Origin of the sequence: Acinetobacter sp. ASP199, from assembly GCF_022700675.1 — a bacterium.
Lineage (GTDB): Bacteria > Pseudomonadota > Gammaproteobacteria > Pseudomonadales > Moraxellaceae > Acinetobacter.
The window spans coordinates 2788616-2805512 of sequence record NZ_CP062182.1 but is presented as its reverse complement, the minus strand read 5'-3'; the positions used below and the strand labels follow the sequence as shown (position 1 = coordinate 2805512).

Here is a 16897-nt window from a genome sequence, read left to right as displayed (position 1 = left end):
AGAAATCCTGTGATCTTCAGCTTTAAGTTACTAGAGCTTTGCCAATTCACCAATAGTTTTTTGTGAGCATTGTAATATTTTTAAACATGCTGAAACTTAAGCTGACGTAACTGACGTGCATGTTGTAATGTCGTTTCATTAATTTCCACGCCACCCGTCATTCGTGCAAGTTCCTGAATGCGTTCATCTTCTTCCAGATCGAGAATCGTGCTGCTGGCTGGATCGGTTTGCTGTTTCTTCACCAGCAGATGTTGATCGGACTGTGCTGCAACCTGTGCCTGATGGGTGATACACAGAATTTGTACATGCTGCGCGAGATCGGCCAACAGACGTCCCACAATTTCTGCCGTACCTCCACTGATGCCGACATCAATCTCATCAAAGACCAGAACTTCGGCTTCCGTTTTTTCAGCATTCATCACTTGCATCACCAGCGCGATACGGGATAGTTCACCACCGGATGCCACACGTGCTAGCGGCTGTGCCGGAATACCTTTATTGGCAGTAAATAGCAGCTGAATAAAGCTCAGGCCTTCACTATTTGGTTCATCGAGTGGTTCAAATTTAAATTCAAAATAGGCTTCTGGCAGGGCGAGCTGCTTCACCTGTTCTGTCAGTTGTTTCGCCAATGGACCAGACGCTTCACGGCGAATCTCATCCAGATGCTGGGCTTTGGTCAGAAACTCTTGATAAGACAGTTCAACTTGTTCAGCCAGTGTTTCTGGATCTTCGAGTTGATGCAATTGTTCCAGTTCAGCCTGCCAAGCCTCATATTCTTCTTTCAATAATTCGGGTTGGCTACGATATTTACGTGCTAGACGGTGAAACACTTCAAGCTGTGAATTCAGCTCTTCCATACGTTCAGGATCAAAACTTTGACGATCCATAAAATGACGCAGGTTTGCAGTCGCATCTTCAATTTCACTCTGCGCATTGAGCAAAGAAGTGTAGATTTCAGACAGCTGCTCACTGCGACCAGCATGCGATTCTACACGACGCAGGATAGAGGAAAGCTCCTGATTAATATTCTGTTCCGCTTCATCTAAGCCATTTAGACTATAGATACAGTCCTGCATGATCGCTTCATGATGGGAGAGACGATCAAATTCCTGTTCAATTTCCTGATAATCAATCTGTACTACATCTTCAAGTTCTTCGAGCTGCAGTTCCAGTGTTTCCATGCGCTGTTTACGAGTGGCTTGGGCATCCAGCGCAGCCTGATGCTGGCGGATATTTTTATGCCAGGTACTGTATGCATCGCGAACTGCCTGGGCAGGCTCATAGAAATTATAGTAACGGTCCAACCAGTGTTTCGGGTAAGGCGGCTCCAGTAGCTGCTGCTGGCTATGCTGGCTATACAGTTGTACCAGTAAACGGCCAATTTCTTTCAATTCAGACAGACTGCTTGGACGACCATTGATCCAGGCCTTACTACGACCTGTAGCAAAAATTACCCGACGTAAATGGATTTCACCCGACTCATCATCCAATTCATGCTCTTTTAGCCAAAGTGCTTCTGGACTATGGTCCTGATAGCTGAAGGTTGCTGTCACATCCGCCTTTTCTGAACCATAGCGTACGTAGTTGGTATCGGTGCGTTCACCCAGACAGGCCGAGAGGGCATCCAGCAGTAAAGACTTACCAGCACCGGTCTCACCGGTGAGCACGTTAAAACCTTGATGAATATCAATGGCCAGGTGGTCAGCTAAGGCAAAGTTGATCAGAGTTAAATGTGTCAGCATACACGCATCCAAGCTGCGAAAAGTTTGATTGAAATCAAGCAGGATCTGAAATGGATCAGATCATGTATGTCATTATAAATCAGGATGAAACCCTTTGATTCTATCTTATATTGTAGTCAATGATACAAGCAGATTTTGTAGTATTGTCAGTATGCACGACTAAAGCAGGTTAATCTTCCTGCAGAAGTGATTACTTCATAGAGTCCAGCGATTTTAGATAAATTTGATTCTGAGTCTCAGAATTTCTCACGGCCCTTTAAATCACTTGGTTTTATATATTTTCCTACTAAATATATGTGCAAAATATATACAGAAAATTTTAAGCGAGGTAGGCAAACTCCGATTGATTAGTTAGGAATGCACATTTAAACTACAGCCATTCCAATATTATAAAACCTGTGCTCTGGAGATAAACGGATGTCAGCTCAGTTTGACCATGTTTCAGTACTTAAGAAATCAAATGTATATTTTGGCGGTCTGTGCATCAGCCATGTGGTTCAGTTTGAAGATGGTACCAAGAAAACCCTGGGAGTCATTCTACCGACTGAAACCCCACTTACATTTGAAACACATGTGCCTGAGCGTATGGAAATCATTTCTGGTGAGTGCCGTGTGCAAATTGCGGATAGCGAAGAAAGCGAACTGTTCCGTGCTGGTCAGTCTTTCTATGTGCCAGGCAATAGCCGTTTTAAAATCGAAACTGATGATGTATTAGATTACGTTTGTCATTTTGAAGGCTGATTTCATTATCTCATCTCACTAACCGGACTGAAGCTGATCAGGAAATTTTCTGCCGAATCGGTTAAACTTAATTTATACAGGAATCCTGTGAAGCTGGCTTTGCAGGATTTTTCTTTATGCAGCATATTTCCCAAATTAATTTAGAGGTCGTTCATGGCTAAACCTGAGTATTTTTATGGCGTACATTCAGTTGAGTCATTACTGGAGCTTGAGCCTGAACGCGTCCTGACGCTGTTTACTCTAAAAGGCCGTGATGATCAGCGCTTAAAGCGTGTACTGGAACTCGCTGAGCCGTTTGGGATTAGTGTGCAACAAGCCAGTCGTGACAAACTGGAAAAACTGGCAGGTTTGCCGTTCCACCAAGGGGTAGTGGCAGCAGTACGTCCACATCCGACTTTAAATGAAAAAGATTTAGAAGAGCTTTTAAAGCAAGATTCGCAAGCACTTTTATTGGCACTTGATCAGGTCACCGATCCGCATAATCTGGGTGCCTGTATCCGTACGGCAGCAGCCATGGGTGTTATGGCGGTGATTGTACCACGTGACCGTTCTGCAAGTTTGACACCGACTGCTCGTAAAGTCGCAGCGGGTGGTGCCGAAAAAGTTAAATTTATTCAGGTCACCAATCTGGCGCGTACTTTAGGTCAAATCAAAGAAGACTTTAATGTCCGTGTTGTGGGGACTATGCTGGATGAGAAAGCATTACCAATTCAGCAATTTGATTTTACTGGTACTGGTGTTTGTGTAGTAATGGGTGCAGAAGATACCGGCCTGCGTCCTATTACTCAAAGCCAGTGTGATCAAACGGTTTATATTCCTATGGCAGGCAACTTGCAAAGTTTAAATGTAAGTGTGGCAACGGGTATGGCTTTGTATGAAGCTTGCCGTCAGCGTAAAGCTTAAGCACTGATGAGATTATCTACGCGTGCACAGGGTTATTTTTTTCTTTTAACTACCATGTGTATCTGGGGCGGTTTTACCTTAACAGCTCGCCTGAATGCAATCTGGCAGATCAGTGCCTGGGATATCGTCGCACTACGCTTCTCTCTGGCTTTTCTGATTCTTATGCCGATTTTACTCTATCGTAAAGAGGCTTCTTTTTTACTGAAAAAAGAATCTTTTATCCTGGCCATGATCGGTGGTGTGGTGTATTGCCTGTTTGCTTATAGCGCATTTCATTACGCACCGACTGCCCATGCCGCCATTTTTTTGAATGGCTGTATACCGTTGTGTACCGCGGTGATGGCTTACTTTCTGATGAATCAGGGCTTTGATAAACATACCTGGATCAGTCTGATCATTATGATCGGAGTGCTGTGTCTGATGAGTGTGCTGATGTATCAGGAAACAGGTGTAGCATTTGGGTCAGGCGATGTCCTGTTTTTCATCAGTGCGATTTTATGGGGAATATTTACGGTCTTATTACGTAAATACCAACTGTCTGCCTGGCAAGCCATGTGTGGTGTGGCAATTTGGTCTGCTGTTGTTTATGTACCGATTTATCTACTGTTTTTACCTAAACATTTAACAGTGCCTGAGCCACAACATTTACTGTTTCAAACGCTTTTTCATGGGGTGTTTGTGGTCATCATTGCAACCTTAACCTATGTGGAAGCGATTAAGCGGCTTGGCGCATTTAAGGCAGGCAGTATTACCAATCTGGCGCCGTTTATTGCTGCTATCCTGGCAGTGCCATTGTTGAATGAAACGCTGAGTCTGGCGATGGTCTGTGGTTTGGTCGGGATGGCGATAGGTGCTTTGCAGCCATGGCGCTGGCTGCAGCATCAGGACAGTTTGACTATCAAGCTTGAAGAACAAAAAAAGCAGTCTTGATGACTGCTTTTTTATTAGTTCAGAGCTCTTTGCAAATACTGTTCATGTAGAGGCTGTAGATGGGCATATAAGTGTTCCAGATGACCATCATTTAAGACGATATCATCAGCCAGTTGCTGTTTTTGTTCACGCGGCATTTGGGCAGCAATGATGCGATGAATCTGCTCAATATTTTGACCATCACGCTGTGAAGCACGCTGGATCTGCAATTCAATCGAAGCATCAATCAGTAGGGTATGGTCAGTCAGTTCATGCTGATTGGTTTCAAACAGCAGGGGAGACACCAGAATCACATAAGGACTTTGTGCATTCTGTAATTGCTGAATAATCGATTGGCGAATTGCGGGATGAGTAATGCTTTCTAAGATTCTACGGGCATCATTGGATTGGAAAATATGTTCGCGTAAAGCACGACGGTTTAAGGTACCATCTTCCTGTAATACCCAGTCACCAAAAGCTTGCTGAATTTCTAGCAGTGCTGGCTGACCGACTTCGACAATCTCGCGAGCCACAACATCAGCATCAACAACCACAATGCCATGCTGTTCAAACCATTGACTGGCAGCAGACTTGCCGCTACCAATACCACCGGTCAGACCTAGTATAAATTTCAAATTATTGACCTAAATAAACTTTCATAATCTGCTCACCCCACAGGAAAGCGATCCAGCCAGCAATGGCAATATAAGGACCAAAAGCAAAAGGCTGGTTTTCCTTACGTACTTTTAGCAGAATAATGCCAATAATTGCACCGACGAGTGATGATAATAATACAATGAGTGGTAAGAGAAGAGGTCCCATCCAGGCACCTAAGGCTGCCAGCAATTTAAAGTCACCATAGCCCATGCCTTCTTTACCCGTCACTATTTTGAACAGGTAGTACACGATCCATAGGCACAGGAAACCAATGATATAACCCCAGATGGCTGAAGTTGGTGAGGTATAAATTGCATAGCTATTTATACCCAAACCTAAAGCTGCAAGGGGAAGGGTATAACGATCTGGAAGCAGCTGGGTATCAAAATCTATAAATGTAAGGGCAATGAGGATATATGTGAGCACCAGACCGAATAACATTTGTAATGTAGGACCAAATACAGCCAAAACGGTCAATGCACAAAATGCTGTTAGCATTTCAATGAATGGATAACGGGCACTAATTGGGTTTTGACAGTTCGCACATTTACCATGCAAGGCTAACCAGCTGATCACGGGGATATTCTGATACCAGCGAATTGGTGTATGACATTTTGGACAGGTCGATGCAGGTTTACTTAATGTGAGCTTGCTTTCATCAATGATCGGTTGATCAGGGTGTAAAAACAGCTGGCAGTCGTTACGCCATTCCTGTTCCATCATTTTAGGGGTGCGGTAAATTACGACATTTAGGAAACTACCGATACAGAGACTAAAAAGCCCGACTGCAATATAGAGCGCAGTCGGGTTTTGAGTGAAATATAAAATAAGATCTTGCATTAAACCACGGAACCCATCTGGAAAATCGGCAGGTACATTGCAATAACAAGACCACCTACAAGCACACCAAGAACGGCCATAATCAATGGCTCCATCATGGAGGTCAAACCATCAACGGCATTGTCGACTTCATTTTCATAATGGGTCGCAACTTTATCCAGCATGGCATCTAGTGCACCAGATTCTTCACCAATCGAGACCATTTGCACGGCCATAGAAGGAAACTTATTGGTAACACGCATGGCGAATTGCAGTTGTTGGCCAGTAGCAACATCCTCACGAATTTTCATTACCGCATCTTCATAAACTACATTATTTGTAGCGCCTGCAGTTGATTCCAGTGCATCAATTAATGGAACACCAGCAGCAAAAGTCGTTGCCAGAGTACGACTATAACGAGCAATAATCGCTTTATAAACCAGATCACCAAAGATAGGTGCCTTTAATGCAGCTTTATCAAGGAAATCACGGAATTTTTTACTGCGTTTTTTTGCTTCAAGGAAAGCAGTAATGACGACCCCAATTCCGATGATCAGCAGGAACCAGTATTTCTGCATCCATTCAGACATATTGACGACCATCTTTGTAAATGCTGGCAAATCCGCACCAAATGATGAGAATAGATCCTGGAAGACCGGAACCACCTTAACCATCAAAATAATGGTTACCACGACTGCAACAACAATGACCGTTGCTGGATATTTCATGGCTTTTTTAATTTTCTGCTTTAAAAGTTCACTTTTTTCTTTATAAATTGCCACACGATCCAGCATGGTCTCTAAAGCACCAGATTGCTCACCAGATTCAACTAAAGAACAGAACAGTTTATCAAAGTATTGCGGATACTTACGCAGTGCACCCGCAAAAGTATTACCACCTTCGACTTCGCCTTTAATCCCGAGTACCACTTCGCGCATAGAAGGGTTTTCAAGACCTTCTGCCACAATTTCAAAGCCTTGTACGAGTGGTACGCCGGCTTTCATCATGGTGGCGAGCTGACGGGTAAAAATGGTGATATCTAGCGTAGTCACTTTTTTCTTCATCAAGCCTTCAAGGATATTCTTCTTTTTCTCGCGAATACTCTTGATGGTGATACCCTGCTTACGCAACGTGACCTTGGCCAAGGCGAGGTTACGTGCAGGCAGTTCCCCTTTAATTTTTACACCTTTACGGTCTACCCCTTCATAGGCGAAGGTCGGCATCATTTGACCTTTTTTCACTGAAGCCATGAGTTTATCCTTATTTTATATCAGCACCTGATCATTCGCTGGTAACACGATTGACTTCCTGAAGAGAAGTCACCCCCTGCATTACCTTTAATAACCCTGATCGGCGTAAATTGTTAAAACCTGCGCGTGCGGAAGCTTCGGCAATCTCAATTGCATTGCCATCCTCCATAATAATACGTGAAATCTCCGGTGTCACTTTCATGACTTCATAAATGCCGACCCGACCTTTATACCCTTCACGACATTCATTACATCCGACAGGTTCAAAAATCTGAAATTCCGGATTTTGTAAATCATCATCGTTAAAGCCCATTTCGAGTAAGCTCTGACGTGGAATATCTGCCGGCTTTTTGCAATGAGGACAGAGGCGGCGGGCCAAACGCTGAGCAATCACCAAATTAACCGAGGTGGCAATGTTGAATGATGGCACACCCATATTACGTAAACGGGTTAGAGTCTCAGGTGCACTGTTGGTGTGTAGCGTTGACATCACCATATGACCTGTTTGTGCTGCCTTGATTGCAATCTCAGCAGTTTCCAGGTCACGAATCTCACCGACCATGACAATGTCGGGGTCCTGACGCAGGAATGACTTCAAAGCAGCAGAGAAGGTTAAACCCACTTTATTATTGACGTTAACCTGGTTAATCCCTTGCAGGTTAATTTCGACTGGATCCTCGGCAGTTGAAATATTGGTGTCTTCACGGTTCAAAATATTTAAACCGGTATATAGGGATACGGTTTTACCAGAGCCTGTCGGGCCGGTGATCAAGAGCATGCCCTGTGGCTTGTCTAATGCTTCCATAAACAAGGCTTTTTGATCAGGTTCATAACCGAGTGCATCAATCCCCAGCATGGCACTCGATGGATCTAGAATACGCAACACCAGTTTTTCCCCAAACAGGGTGGGTAGGGAGTTGACACGGAAATCAATGGCCTTGCTTTTAGAGAGCTTTAACTTGATACGACCGTCTTGAGGTATACGCTTCTCGGAAATATCCATTTGTGACATAACCTTAAGACGTGAAGCCAAACGTGTTGCGAGCTGTAAAGGCGGCGTGGCGATTTGACGCAAGACTCCATCGACACGGTAACGCACCCGGTACATTTTTTCATAGGGTTCAAAATGTAAATCCGATGCACCCATACGAATTGCGTCGATCAGTAACTTATTAATATATTTAACAATTGGTGCTTCATCACCTTTATTTTCTTCTTCAGTATCTTGATTGGTATTTGGGCCTTCAATATCAACATCTAGATCAAAATCATCATCAAAGGCAAAAGTGCTTTCTTCAGTAAAATTCTGCTCGATCAGTTTTTCAAGCTTATTGTGTTCAACAATAATGGTTTCAATATTCAGTTTGGTCGCAAAACGGACTGCATCAATCGCTTCTATATTGGTTGGGTTGCTGGTCGCGATAAACAGAATACTAGTATTTTTAAAGATCGGCAGCACGCGGTGTTTGGTAATGATCTTTTCATCAAAATCTTCGCGTACGATCAGGGCGGGATCATAGGCACTGATATCAAATAGTGGTTCACCGAATTCAAGAGAAATAGTTTCTGCAATTTTGGTTGGAGAAAGACGATGATGTTCAATCAGATAAGGAACAATATCGATTTTATCTTTTTTGGCACTGCTTAAAGCCCCCTGCATATCTTCTGCAGATATCACCCCTTCATCGACAAGTCGACGAATAAACCCCGTAAATCTTGGAGATCCTTGAATTGCTGTCATGCTCTAATATGCCCGTGAATCAAAATTGTTTTAATTGCTTTATCAAGATTATACGTTGCTTGCGTAAAATTACCATAGCGTAAAATGCTGCCTTCTTCCCATTAATATTCAAAATACTGAATTAATCGTAAGAAGTTCTCCCCATAATCTTAAGTGATAACAAAAAATGAGCAGTTTGAACAGACCTGGCACTGAAAATGCCGCAAGAAAACTCTTCTTCAATTTTTCTAATTCCGTGTAGAATGTGCCCAATTAAAGATAGGTATTCAGAATAGGTTGTTTATGTCGTTGTCGACGATTACCCCATGGGTAGTGGGTAACTGGAAGATGAACCCGCTGCAGACAGATGCGCAGACATTGCTTCGTGGGGTGAAAGATTTACTTGAATCTACACCGATTTCAGCAGAAAAGTGTCATTTAGGTATAGCACCTATAGCAATTGCACTGACTCAGGTTCAGGCTGAAATGGCTGCTGCCGTTCGTCCGGTTTATACCGTCGCTCAGGATGTATCTCGTATTGCAGGCATGGGCGCTTATACGGGTGAAGTGAGTGCAGAACTGTTGGCAGACAGTGGCATTGGTTATGTTCTGGTAGGACATTCTGAGCGTCGTGAAATCTTCGATGAGTCACGGGAGATTCTCAATGCTAAAATCAAAAATGCTTTAAATGCAGGTTTGACTGTGATCTATTGTGTAGGTGAAAGTCTGGAACAGCGTGAAGCAGGACAGGCGGAAGCTGTGGTGTTGCAGCAGATCTGTGATATCGCGACTGTAGTTGAAGCAGCGCAATGGAAGAATATTGTGATTGCCTATGAACCGATCTGGGCGATTGGTACTGGTAAGACTGCTTCTCCGGAAGATGCACAGGCCATGCATGCCCAGATTCGTCAAGGTCTAAAACAGATTACTGGCTATGGTGAAACCACGGCAATTTTGTACGGTGGTAGTGTAAAACCTGAAAATGCAGTAGAGTTAGCAGCCTGCCCTGATATCAATGGGGCACTGGTGGGTGGTGCATCACTCAATGCCGAGTCATTCCATAAAATTGCTCAGGCATTTGCAAATACACAATAATTAGGAGTTCAGCATGCAAACTTTTGTGCTGGTAGTACATATTATCTTAGCGATTTTGATGATTGTCTTGATTTTAGTTCAGCATGGTAAAGGTGCAGATGCTGGTGCTTCTTTCGGTGGTGGCGGTGCGGCAACTGTATTTGGTGCTTCAGGTTCAGGGAATTTCCTGACCCGTTTGACTGCAGTATTTACGGCATTGTTCTTTATTACCAGCTTGACTTTAGCGGTATTTGCCAAAAAGCAAACCACAGATGCTTACACGCTGAATAGCGTTCCAGCGACTCAGACTGCACCCGCTCAATCGACTGAAACTTCACCAACTGCACCAAAAACTGGTGAATAATTTCGCCAAAGGCTTTCTTTTTGTGCATGATGCGAATAGAATGCGTGCAGCTGCGGTGGTGGTGGAATTGGTAGACACGCTACCTTGAGGTGGTAGTGCTTTCGGGCGTGGGGGTTCAAGTCCCCCCTTCCGCACCAACTTATAATCCAGAACATAAGTTGGTGTATGCAGCTAAAAAACTTCTGTTGTTGCGGGATGGAGCAGTCTGGTAGCTCGTCGGGCTCATAACCCGAAGGTCGTTGGTTCAAATCCAGCTCCCGCTACCAATCAATCCTTTTATAAAGACGCAAACTTTAAAGAGGCAACTTGAAACCCGTTTTAAGTTGAGAAGAGTTATTTGCATGTTGTTGCGGGATGGAGCAGTCTGGTAGCTCGTCGGGCTCATAACCCGAAGGTCGTTGGTTCAAATCCAGCTCCCGCTACCAATCCTTTAAAGATGCAAACTTTAAAGGCAGTTCTCTGAGCTGAAAGTTTTTTGTACGCTGATGCGGGATGGAGCAGTCTGGTAGCTCGTCGGGCTCATAACCCGAAGGTCGTTGGTTCAAATCCAGCTCCCGCTACCACTTTTGGAAAGTGTAGATTCGTTATTTTAATTAGTTGCCAGCTCGTCGGGCTCAACGCTTTATAAAATCTCGAAGATCGTTGGAGCAAAGTCCAGTGAACGCTCCCAATTTTGAAGCGACAAAAGACCAACATATCGATAGAGATAGTTTTGATTGAAAACTTATCGTCTTTTGTATATAATTTTTGCACGTTGATGCGGGATGGAGCAGTCTGGTAGCTCGTCGGGCTCATAACCCGAAGGTCGTTGGTTCAAATCCAGCTCCCGCTACCAAGTTTCTTAAAAGAGGCTCACAACTATGGTGGGCCTTTTTGCACAGTGGGATTTGAAAAAATCTGAAATTGTGCATTAATTGGGGCGATTTACGCCCTTTTTTATTGGCTATCGTGTAGTGTCGACAAAATTTGGTCATATCTCCATGTTTCACTACTACTATAGTTTGTATTGGTTTGTAGTGGTCAAATAGATCATAAAATCGCACCAGATGACGAGAGTAAATGAAGCTATCAAATAAAACTCAAGCACTTCAGGACTTGATTGCCCCTGCAGTTGAAGCCTGTGATGTAGATCTTTGGGGAATCGAATTTGTTCCTCAGGGTAAACGTTCTCTATTACGTATTTATATCGACAAGCCAGTCGATGAAACTGCTGAGCCGGTCATCAATGAAGACGGTGAAGTGGAGCAGGGTCGCGGAATTGGTGTACAGGACTGCGTACGCGTTACTCAACAGGTGGGCGCAATGCTGGACGTACATGATCCGATTTCAGGCGAATATGCACTTGAAGTGTCGTCTCCAGGCTGGGACCGTCCATTCTTCCAGCTTCAGCAAATGGCAGATTATATCGGTCAGACCGTTGCGTTACGTCTGATCAGTGCGGTGGACAACCGTCGTAAATTCCAGGCAAAACTGGTTGCAGTCGATCTTGAAAATGAAATGATTCAGGTGGAAGTAGAAAAGCAGCAGGTTCTGGACATCGACAGTCACAATATCGATAAAGCAAATTTGATCTATCAAGATTAACTAAATCAATAAGAATCTGAACGAATAGGTGACATATGGCACGTGAAATTCTTACCGTCGTTGAAACGGTTAGTAACGAAAAAGGTGTACCTCGTGAAGCAATTTTTGAAGCACTAGAACAAGCTTTAGTTGCAGCGACCAAGAAAAAGTTCTATGAAGGAACACATTCGGAAGAAGCACGCCTACGTGTGGAAATCGACCGTAAAACTGGTGACTACCGTACTTTCCGTCAATGGGAAGTGGTTGCGGATGAAGATCATGAAATGCCAGCTTGCCAGGATGCCATCTCTGATGTTGATCCGGCAAAATGGTCAATTGGTGACATTCGTGAGCTAGAAGTTGAGTCAATTGATTTCGGTCGTATTGCTGCACAAATTGCTAAACAGGTAATTGTACAGAAGATTCGTGAAGCAGAACGTGCACTGGTTGCTGATGCTTATGAATCTAAAGTCGGTGAGCTGATCTACGGTGAAGTGAAAAAACAAACCAAAGACGGTTTCATTATTGACTTAGGGGACAATGCTGAAGCATATCTTGCACGTGAAGAAATGATTCCGAAGGAAATCCTTCGTCCGAAACAACGCGTTAATGCGATTCTTTTCAATGTGAACCGTGAAGGTCGTGGCGCTCAGTTACAGCTTTCTCGTGCTAAACCTGAAATGCTGATCGCATTAATGAAAAAAGAGATTCCAGAAATCTCGGAAGAAATCATTGAAATCAAGGCAGCCGCACGCCAGCCAGGTGTACGTGCCAAAATTGCAGTGAAAACAAATGACCACCGTATTGATCCGGTTGGTGCTTGTATTGGTATGCGTGGTACACGTATCCAGGCAGTGCAACAGGAACTCAATGGTGAGCGTATTGATGTCGTAGTATGGTCAGATGATCCTGCTCAGTACATCGCAAGCGCACTGGAACCAGCAGATGTATCAAGTATTGTCATCGATGAAGATGCACGTACTGCAGACATCATTTTCGCAGCGAGTGATCAGCTTGCTCGTGCGATTGGTTCACAGGGTCAAAACGTTCGTCTGGCATCTGAATTGACTGGCTACAAGCTGGACATGATGCTGGAAGAAGAATACTACGCACGTCAGCAAAGCGAAGCGCAAAAATACCTGGATATGTTCGTAACACGTCTGGATATTGCTGAAGACTTGGCTATGGCATTGGTAGAAATGGGCTTCACCTCGCTTGAAGAAATTGCATACGTACCTGCGGAAACGTTTGATGAAATCGAACTGGATGCGGAACTGGTTGAACTACTGCAAAGCCGTGCAAAAGAAGTTGCACTTGCTGATGCATTACAACAGCAAGAAAACGTACAAGCGCCAAGTGAAGAACTTGTTGCAATGGATGGCATGACAGCAGAGATCGCGCAAGCTCTAGCAGCTCGTGGTGTGGTAACAGTGGATGACCTGGCAGATCAGGCAACTGACGATATCGCAGATATTGAAGGTTTAGGCGCTGAAAAAGCGGGTCAGTTCATTATGAAAGCGCGCGAATCATGGTTTAACTAGGAGGTAGTATATGACGGACAAGTCGATTAAAGAGTTAGCCCTCAAATTGGGTCGCCCAGTTGAGAAGCTCCTGGAACAGGTTCGTGAGGCAGGTTTACCACAGCGCAAATCTGACGAAATTATTACCGCCGAACAACAAGATCACCTGACGAGCCATGTGAAAAAATCACAAGGTTCGGATGGTCATGCAGGACAAATCACGTTGAAACGTAAAACGACCAGTACGGCTAAAGTAGCCAGTACTTCGGGTAAGGCAAAGACCATTAATGTAGAAGTTCGCAAGAAGCATACATTTACTAAGCCTGATCCAGAACAGATCAAAGCAGAAGCACTGGCAAAAGCCAAGGCTGAACAGCAAGCAAAAGCTGAAGCTGAGCAAAAAACAGCAGCGCAGAAGCCAGCTGATGCACCAAAATCAGGTGCAAACAATGCCAGCAAAGCATTAGAAGCAATGCGTGCTGCGGCGAAACAAACCAGCGACAAGCAAGAAGTTTCTAAAGCGGCTGTAGTTGTAAAACGCAAATCTACAAACAAACCAATTGTGAAGCAGGTTGTTAAACCGACTGAAACTGCTGAACAGAAAAAAGCACGTGAAGCGCAAGCAGCGCAACTCAAAGCTGTTGAAGAAGCAGCTCGTCGTAAGGCTGCTGAAGAAGCACAACAACGTACGCTTGAACAAATGCGTCAAATGGCGTCTAAGTACACAGCGGAAGATACAACAGCAACGATTCGTGTTGTTGATGATTCTCCTCTTGCTGCGGGTCTGGTTGGTCAAGCATACGAAGATTCTTTTGCGAAAGAAGACCGTGATATTAAACGTGGTACCAACACTGCAGGTGCTCGCGCACCGAAGAAAGGTGGTCGTCGTGGTCAGGAAGAGCAAAGCTTCAGTAAACAGCCTAAACGTGGTCTGAAAACCAGCCAAGCAAACAAACATGGTTTTGAAAAACCTGTTAAAAAACAAGTTTATGACGTTGAAATCGGTGAAACGATTGTCGTTGCGGACCTGGCTGCGAAAATGGCAGTTAAGGTTCGTGAAGTTATCAAATCACTGATGAAAATGGGTGAACTGGTTACTCAGAACCAGGCCATTGACCAGGAAGTTGCTGCGCTGATCGTTGAAGAAATGGGCCATAATCCGGTACTGGTTTCTGAAACTGCAGCAGAAGACACGCTGATGGAACAAGCTGAAGAAGCGCGTGGTGTGCAATCTACACGTGCGCCTGTTGTTACCATCATGGGTCACGTTGACCATGGTAAAACATCGCTTCTTGACCGTATTCGCCGTGCCAAAGTGGCTCAAGGTGAAGCGGGCGGTATCACACAGCATATCGGTGCTTACCACGTAACAACCGACAAAGGCATCATCACTTTCCTGGATACTCCGGGACACGCAGCATTTACTGCAATGCGTTCACGTGGTGCGAAAGCGACTGATATCGTGGTTCTTGTTGTGGCTGCAGATGATGGTGTAATGCCACAAACTGCTGAAGCAATCGACCATGCGCGTGCTGCGGGTACGCCAATTATCGTTGCGATCAACAAAATGGATAAAGAATCAGCTGATCCAGATCGCGTATTGAATGAATTGACCACGAAAGAAATCGTGCCTGAACAATGGGGCGGTGACGTTCCTGTAGCAATGGTTTCTGCGCATACAGGTGCAGGTATCGATGAACTTCTTGACTTGATCTCAATTCAAGCTGAACTTCTAGAGCTTAAAGCATCTGAAGAAGGTGCTGCACAAGGTGTTGTAATCGAAGCACGTGTTGATAACAGCCGTGGTGCGGTAACATCAATTCTTGTTCAAAACGGTACATTGAAAGTAGGTGATCTTGTTCTTGCAGGTTCATCATACGGTCGCGTTCGTGCCATGACAGATGAAAACGGTCAACGTATTAAATCTGCAGGTCCGTCGATTCCAGTTGAAATCTTAGGTCTTCCAGAAGCGCCGATGGCGGGTGACGAAGTTCTTGTTGTTAATGACGAGAAGAAAGCACGTGAAGTTGCTGATGCGCGTATGGATCGTGAACGTCAAAAACGTCTTGAGCGTCAATCTGCAATGCGTCTTGAGAACATCATGGCGTCAATGGGCAAGAAAGATGTGCCGATTGTCAACGTTGTGCTGAAAACTGATGTACGTGGTACATTGGAAGCTCTACACGTTGCGCTTGCTGACCTTGCGACTGACGAAGTTAAAGTACGTATTATTGGTTCAGGTGTAGGTGCAATCACTGAGTCTGACGTAACACTTGCTGAATCTTCTGAAGCTGTACTTCTTGGCTTTAACGTTCGTGCCGACAACACTGCACGTCAAAAAGCAGATGCTGACAGTATCGATATTCGTTACTACTCAGTAATCTACCAATTGATCGACGATGTTAAAGCGGCAATGAGCGGTAAGCTTGCACCTGAACACCGTGAAACGATTCTGGGTGTTGCGCAAGTACGTGAAGTATTCCACTCAAGCAAGTTCGGTGCGGCTGCAGGCTGTATGGTACTTGAAGGTGTATTACATCGTAACAAACCAATCCGTGTCCTTCGTGATGACGTGGTTGTATTCCAAGGTGAGCTTGAATCACTTCGCCGCTATAAAGAAGTGGTTGAAGAAGTTCGTGCCGGTATGGAATGTGGTCTTGCAGTCAAAGGCTATAAAGACATCAAACCTCTCGACAAGATCGAAGTGTATGATGTTCAACTGATTAAACGGAGTCTTTAATGGCGGGTAGTCAGCGTCTTAAGCGTATGGCTGATACAGTTCAGAGAGAACTCTCTGAACTGATTCGTCAGGAGCTTAAAGATCCACGTCTGGGTGGTCTGGTGACCATCTCGGCGGTGAAAGTCAGCCCTGATTTAGGCTATGCCGAAGTTTACGTGACTGTAATGGGTCGTGAACTTGGTGATGAGCAAAGTGAAGCGGCAAATAAAGAAACGCTGGATGTGTTAAACAAAGCATCGGGTTTCTTGCGCCATGAACTGAGCCGTCGTATCAAAACACGTATTACGCCACGTCTGCGTTTCCATTACGACAAAACCAATGCATATGGTAACTATATGTTTGGTCTGATTGCTGAAGCTGTGAAGGATTTACCTCCAGCTGAAGACAAGAAAGATGAAGAATAAGCACTGATCAAGTGTAATAAAAAAGCCACCTTCGGGTGGCTTTTTTATTGAGCATTAGAAATAAAAGAAAAGGGGAAATGAAAGCCTTTTCTATTTTAAATCATCATCGCAGTTTTTCTTTTCAAAGAAAGCACGACGACGGGTTTTCTGCCAGGGTAGGGGGCGTTCCAGTGCTTCTGGCACTTCACCACTCATCGAGCGTAAACGTAGATGTAATGCTGCCTGAGCCATCAGGTTGGCTGAAACTGGTGCTGTAATAAAAGCAAACAGGGTAATTAGCACTTCAGCAAAACCAAAACGGCCAAAGCTTGCAGAATAGATCATGGCAGCAATCAGGAAGCTACCAAGTCCCAAGGTACTGGACTTGGTTGGTGCATGCAGACGCATAAACAGGTCTGGTAATCGAACCATGCCAATTCCACCGACCAGCATAAAGAATGAACCAATCAGCAGGAAAATCGAGATCAGAATTTCTAGGTATAATTGCATCT

Annotated in this window: 15 protein-coding genes and 5 tRNA genes; 14 read left to right on the top strand and 6 right to left on the bottom strand. The window is 44.5% G+C overall.

Annotated features, from left to right (window positions below):
* Positions 1-80: 80 nt before the first annotated feature.
* Positions 81-1742, bottom strand: a complete 1662-nt coding sequence (recN, locus tag IHE35_RS13480) for a DNA repair protein RecN (protein WP_242788084.1) — start codon at positions 1740-1742, stop codon at positions 81-83.
* Between the two features lie 417 nt (positions 1743-2159).
* Here recN and IHE35_RS13475 point away from each other — a divergent pair, with 417 nt between their 5' ends.
* The 3 genes from IHE35_RS13475 to IHE35_RS13465 all read left to right on the top strand — a co-directional run bounded on the left by IHE35_RS13475 (position 2160) and on the right by IHE35_RS13465 (position 4316).
* The gene (locus IHE35_RS13475; RefSeq protein WP_004810087.1) at positions 2160-2483 is read left to right on the top strand and encodes a pyrimidine/purine nucleoside phosphorylase; all 324 of its coding nucleotides are present in this window, start codon (positions 2160-2162) and stop codon (positions 2481-2483) included.
* A 153-nt stretch (positions 2484-2636) separates the two neighbouring features.
* Positions 2637-3386, top strand: coding sequence for a 23S rRNA (guanosine(2251)-2'-O)-methyltransferase RlmB (rlmB, locus tag IHE35_RS13470; protein ID WP_242788083.1), 750 nt, complete (start codon positions 2637-2639; stop codon positions 3384-3386).
* 6 nt (positions 3387-3392) lie between these two features.
* The gene (locus IHE35_RS13465) at positions 3393-4316 is read left to right on the top strand and encodes a DMT family transporter (RefSeq protein ID WP_242788081.1); all 924 of its coding nucleotides are present in this window, start codon (positions 3393-3395) and stop codon (positions 4314-4316) included.
* 14 nt (positions 4317-4330) lie between these two features.
* On the opposite strand, the gene coaE is transcribed toward IHE35_RS13465, so the two are convergent.
* Genes coaE through pilB form a run of 4 tightly spaced genes read right to left on the bottom strand, consistent with a single transcriptional unit; the run spans position 4331 to position 8762 of the window.
* Positions 4331-4930 carry a dephospho-CoA kinase gene (gene coaE / locus IHE35_RS13460; protein ID WP_242788079.1) on the bottom strand — a complete coding sequence of 200 codons (600 nt, stop codon included), beginning with the start codon at positions 4928-4930 and terminating at the stop codon, positions 4331-4333.
* Between the two features lies 1 nt (position 4931).
* Positions 4932-5792, bottom strand: a complete 861-nt coding sequence (locus IHE35_RS14685; protein ID WP_275975171.1) for an A24 family peptidase — start codon at positions 5790-5792, stop codon at positions 4932-4934.
* Complete coding sequence (locus IHE35_RS13445) at positions 5792-7021, bottom strand: type II secretion system F family protein (RefSeq protein ID WP_242788077.1); 1230 nt, start codon at positions 7019-7021, stop codon at positions 5792-5794. Before IHE35_RS13445 ends, IHE35_RS14685 begins: the two co-directional genes overlap by 1 nt.
* 31 nt (positions 7022-7052) lie before the next feature.
* Positions 7053-8762 carry a type IV-A pilus assembly ATPase PilB gene (gene pilB, locus IHE35_RS13440; protein ID WP_242788075.1) on the bottom strand — a complete coding sequence of 570 codons (1710 nt, stop codon included), beginning with the start codon at positions 8760-8762 and terminating at the stop codon, positions 7053-7055.
* Positions 8763-9044: 282 nt separating this feature from the next.
* Between pilB and tpiA the strand changes: the two genes are divergently transcribed.
* From tpiA to IHE35_RS13385, 11 genes are all read left to right on the top strand, one after another.
* Positions 9045-9836: a triose-phosphate isomerase gene (gene tpiA, locus IHE35_RS13435; protein WP_242788073.1), complete on the top strand. Its 792-nt coding sequence runs from the start codon at positions 9045-9047 to the stop codon at positions 9834-9836.
* A gap of 13 nt (positions 9837-9849) precedes the next feature.
* Complete coding sequence (gene secG, locus IHE35_RS13430; protein WP_242788072.1) at positions 9850-10179, top strand: preprotein translocase subunit SecG; 330 nt, start codon at positions 9850-9852, stop codon at positions 10177-10179.
* A gap of 52 nt (positions 10180-10231) precedes the next feature.
* Positions 10232-10316, top strand: a tRNA-Leu gene (locus tag IHE35_RS13425).
* A gap of 52 nt (positions 10317-10368) precedes the next feature.
* A tRNA-Met gene (locus IHE35_RS13420) sits at positions 10369-10445 on the top strand.
* An 82-nt stretch (positions 10446-10527) separates the two neighbouring features.
* Positions 10528-10604, top strand: a tRNA-Met gene (locus IHE35_RS13415).
* 61 nt (positions 10605-10665) lie between these two features.
* Positions 10666-10742: transfer RNA gene (locus IHE35_RS13410), tRNA-Met, on the top strand.
* A gap of 195 nt (positions 10743-10937) precedes the next feature.
* Positions 10938-11014: transfer RNA gene (locus IHE35_RS13405), tRNA-Met, on the top strand.
* A 224-nt stretch (positions 11015-11238) separates the two neighbouring features.
* Positions 11239-11763 (top strand): ribosome maturation factor RimP, encoded by a 525-nt coding sequence (gene rimP, locus IHE35_RS13400; protein ID WP_242788070.1) that lies wholly within the window; start codon positions 11239-11241, stop codon positions 11761-11763.
* A 35-nt stretch (positions 11764-11798) separates the two neighbouring features.
* A complete protein-coding gene (gene nusA, locus IHE35_RS13395) occupies positions 11799-13283 on the top strand; it encodes a transcription termination factor NusA (RefSeq protein WP_242788068.1) in 1485 nt (494 codons plus the stop codon).
* 10 nt (positions 13284-13293) lie between these two features.
* Positions 13294-16002, top strand: a complete 2709-nt coding sequence (infB, locus tag IHE35_RS13390; protein WP_242788066.1) for a translation initiation factor IF-2 — start codon at positions 13294-13296, stop codon at positions 16000-16002.
* Positions 16002-16406 carry a ribosome-binding factor A gene (locus tag IHE35_RS13385; RefSeq protein ID WP_004810065.1) on the top strand — a complete coding sequence of 135 codons (405 nt, stop codon included), beginning with the start codon at positions 16002-16004 and terminating at the stop codon, positions 16404-16406. The genes infB and IHE35_RS13385 overlap by 1 nt, the downstream gene beginning before the upstream one ends.
* A 90-nt stretch (positions 16407-16496) precedes the next feature.
* Here the strand turns inward: IHE35_RS13385 and IHE35_RS13380 are convergent, their stop codons facing one another.
* Entirely contained in the window at positions 16497-16895 is a 399-nt protein-coding gene (locus IHE35_RS13380) for a Na+/H+ antiporter subunit G (RefSeq protein ID WP_004810062.1), read from the bottom strand.
* Between the last annotated feature and the right edge of the window lie 2 nt (positions 16896-16897).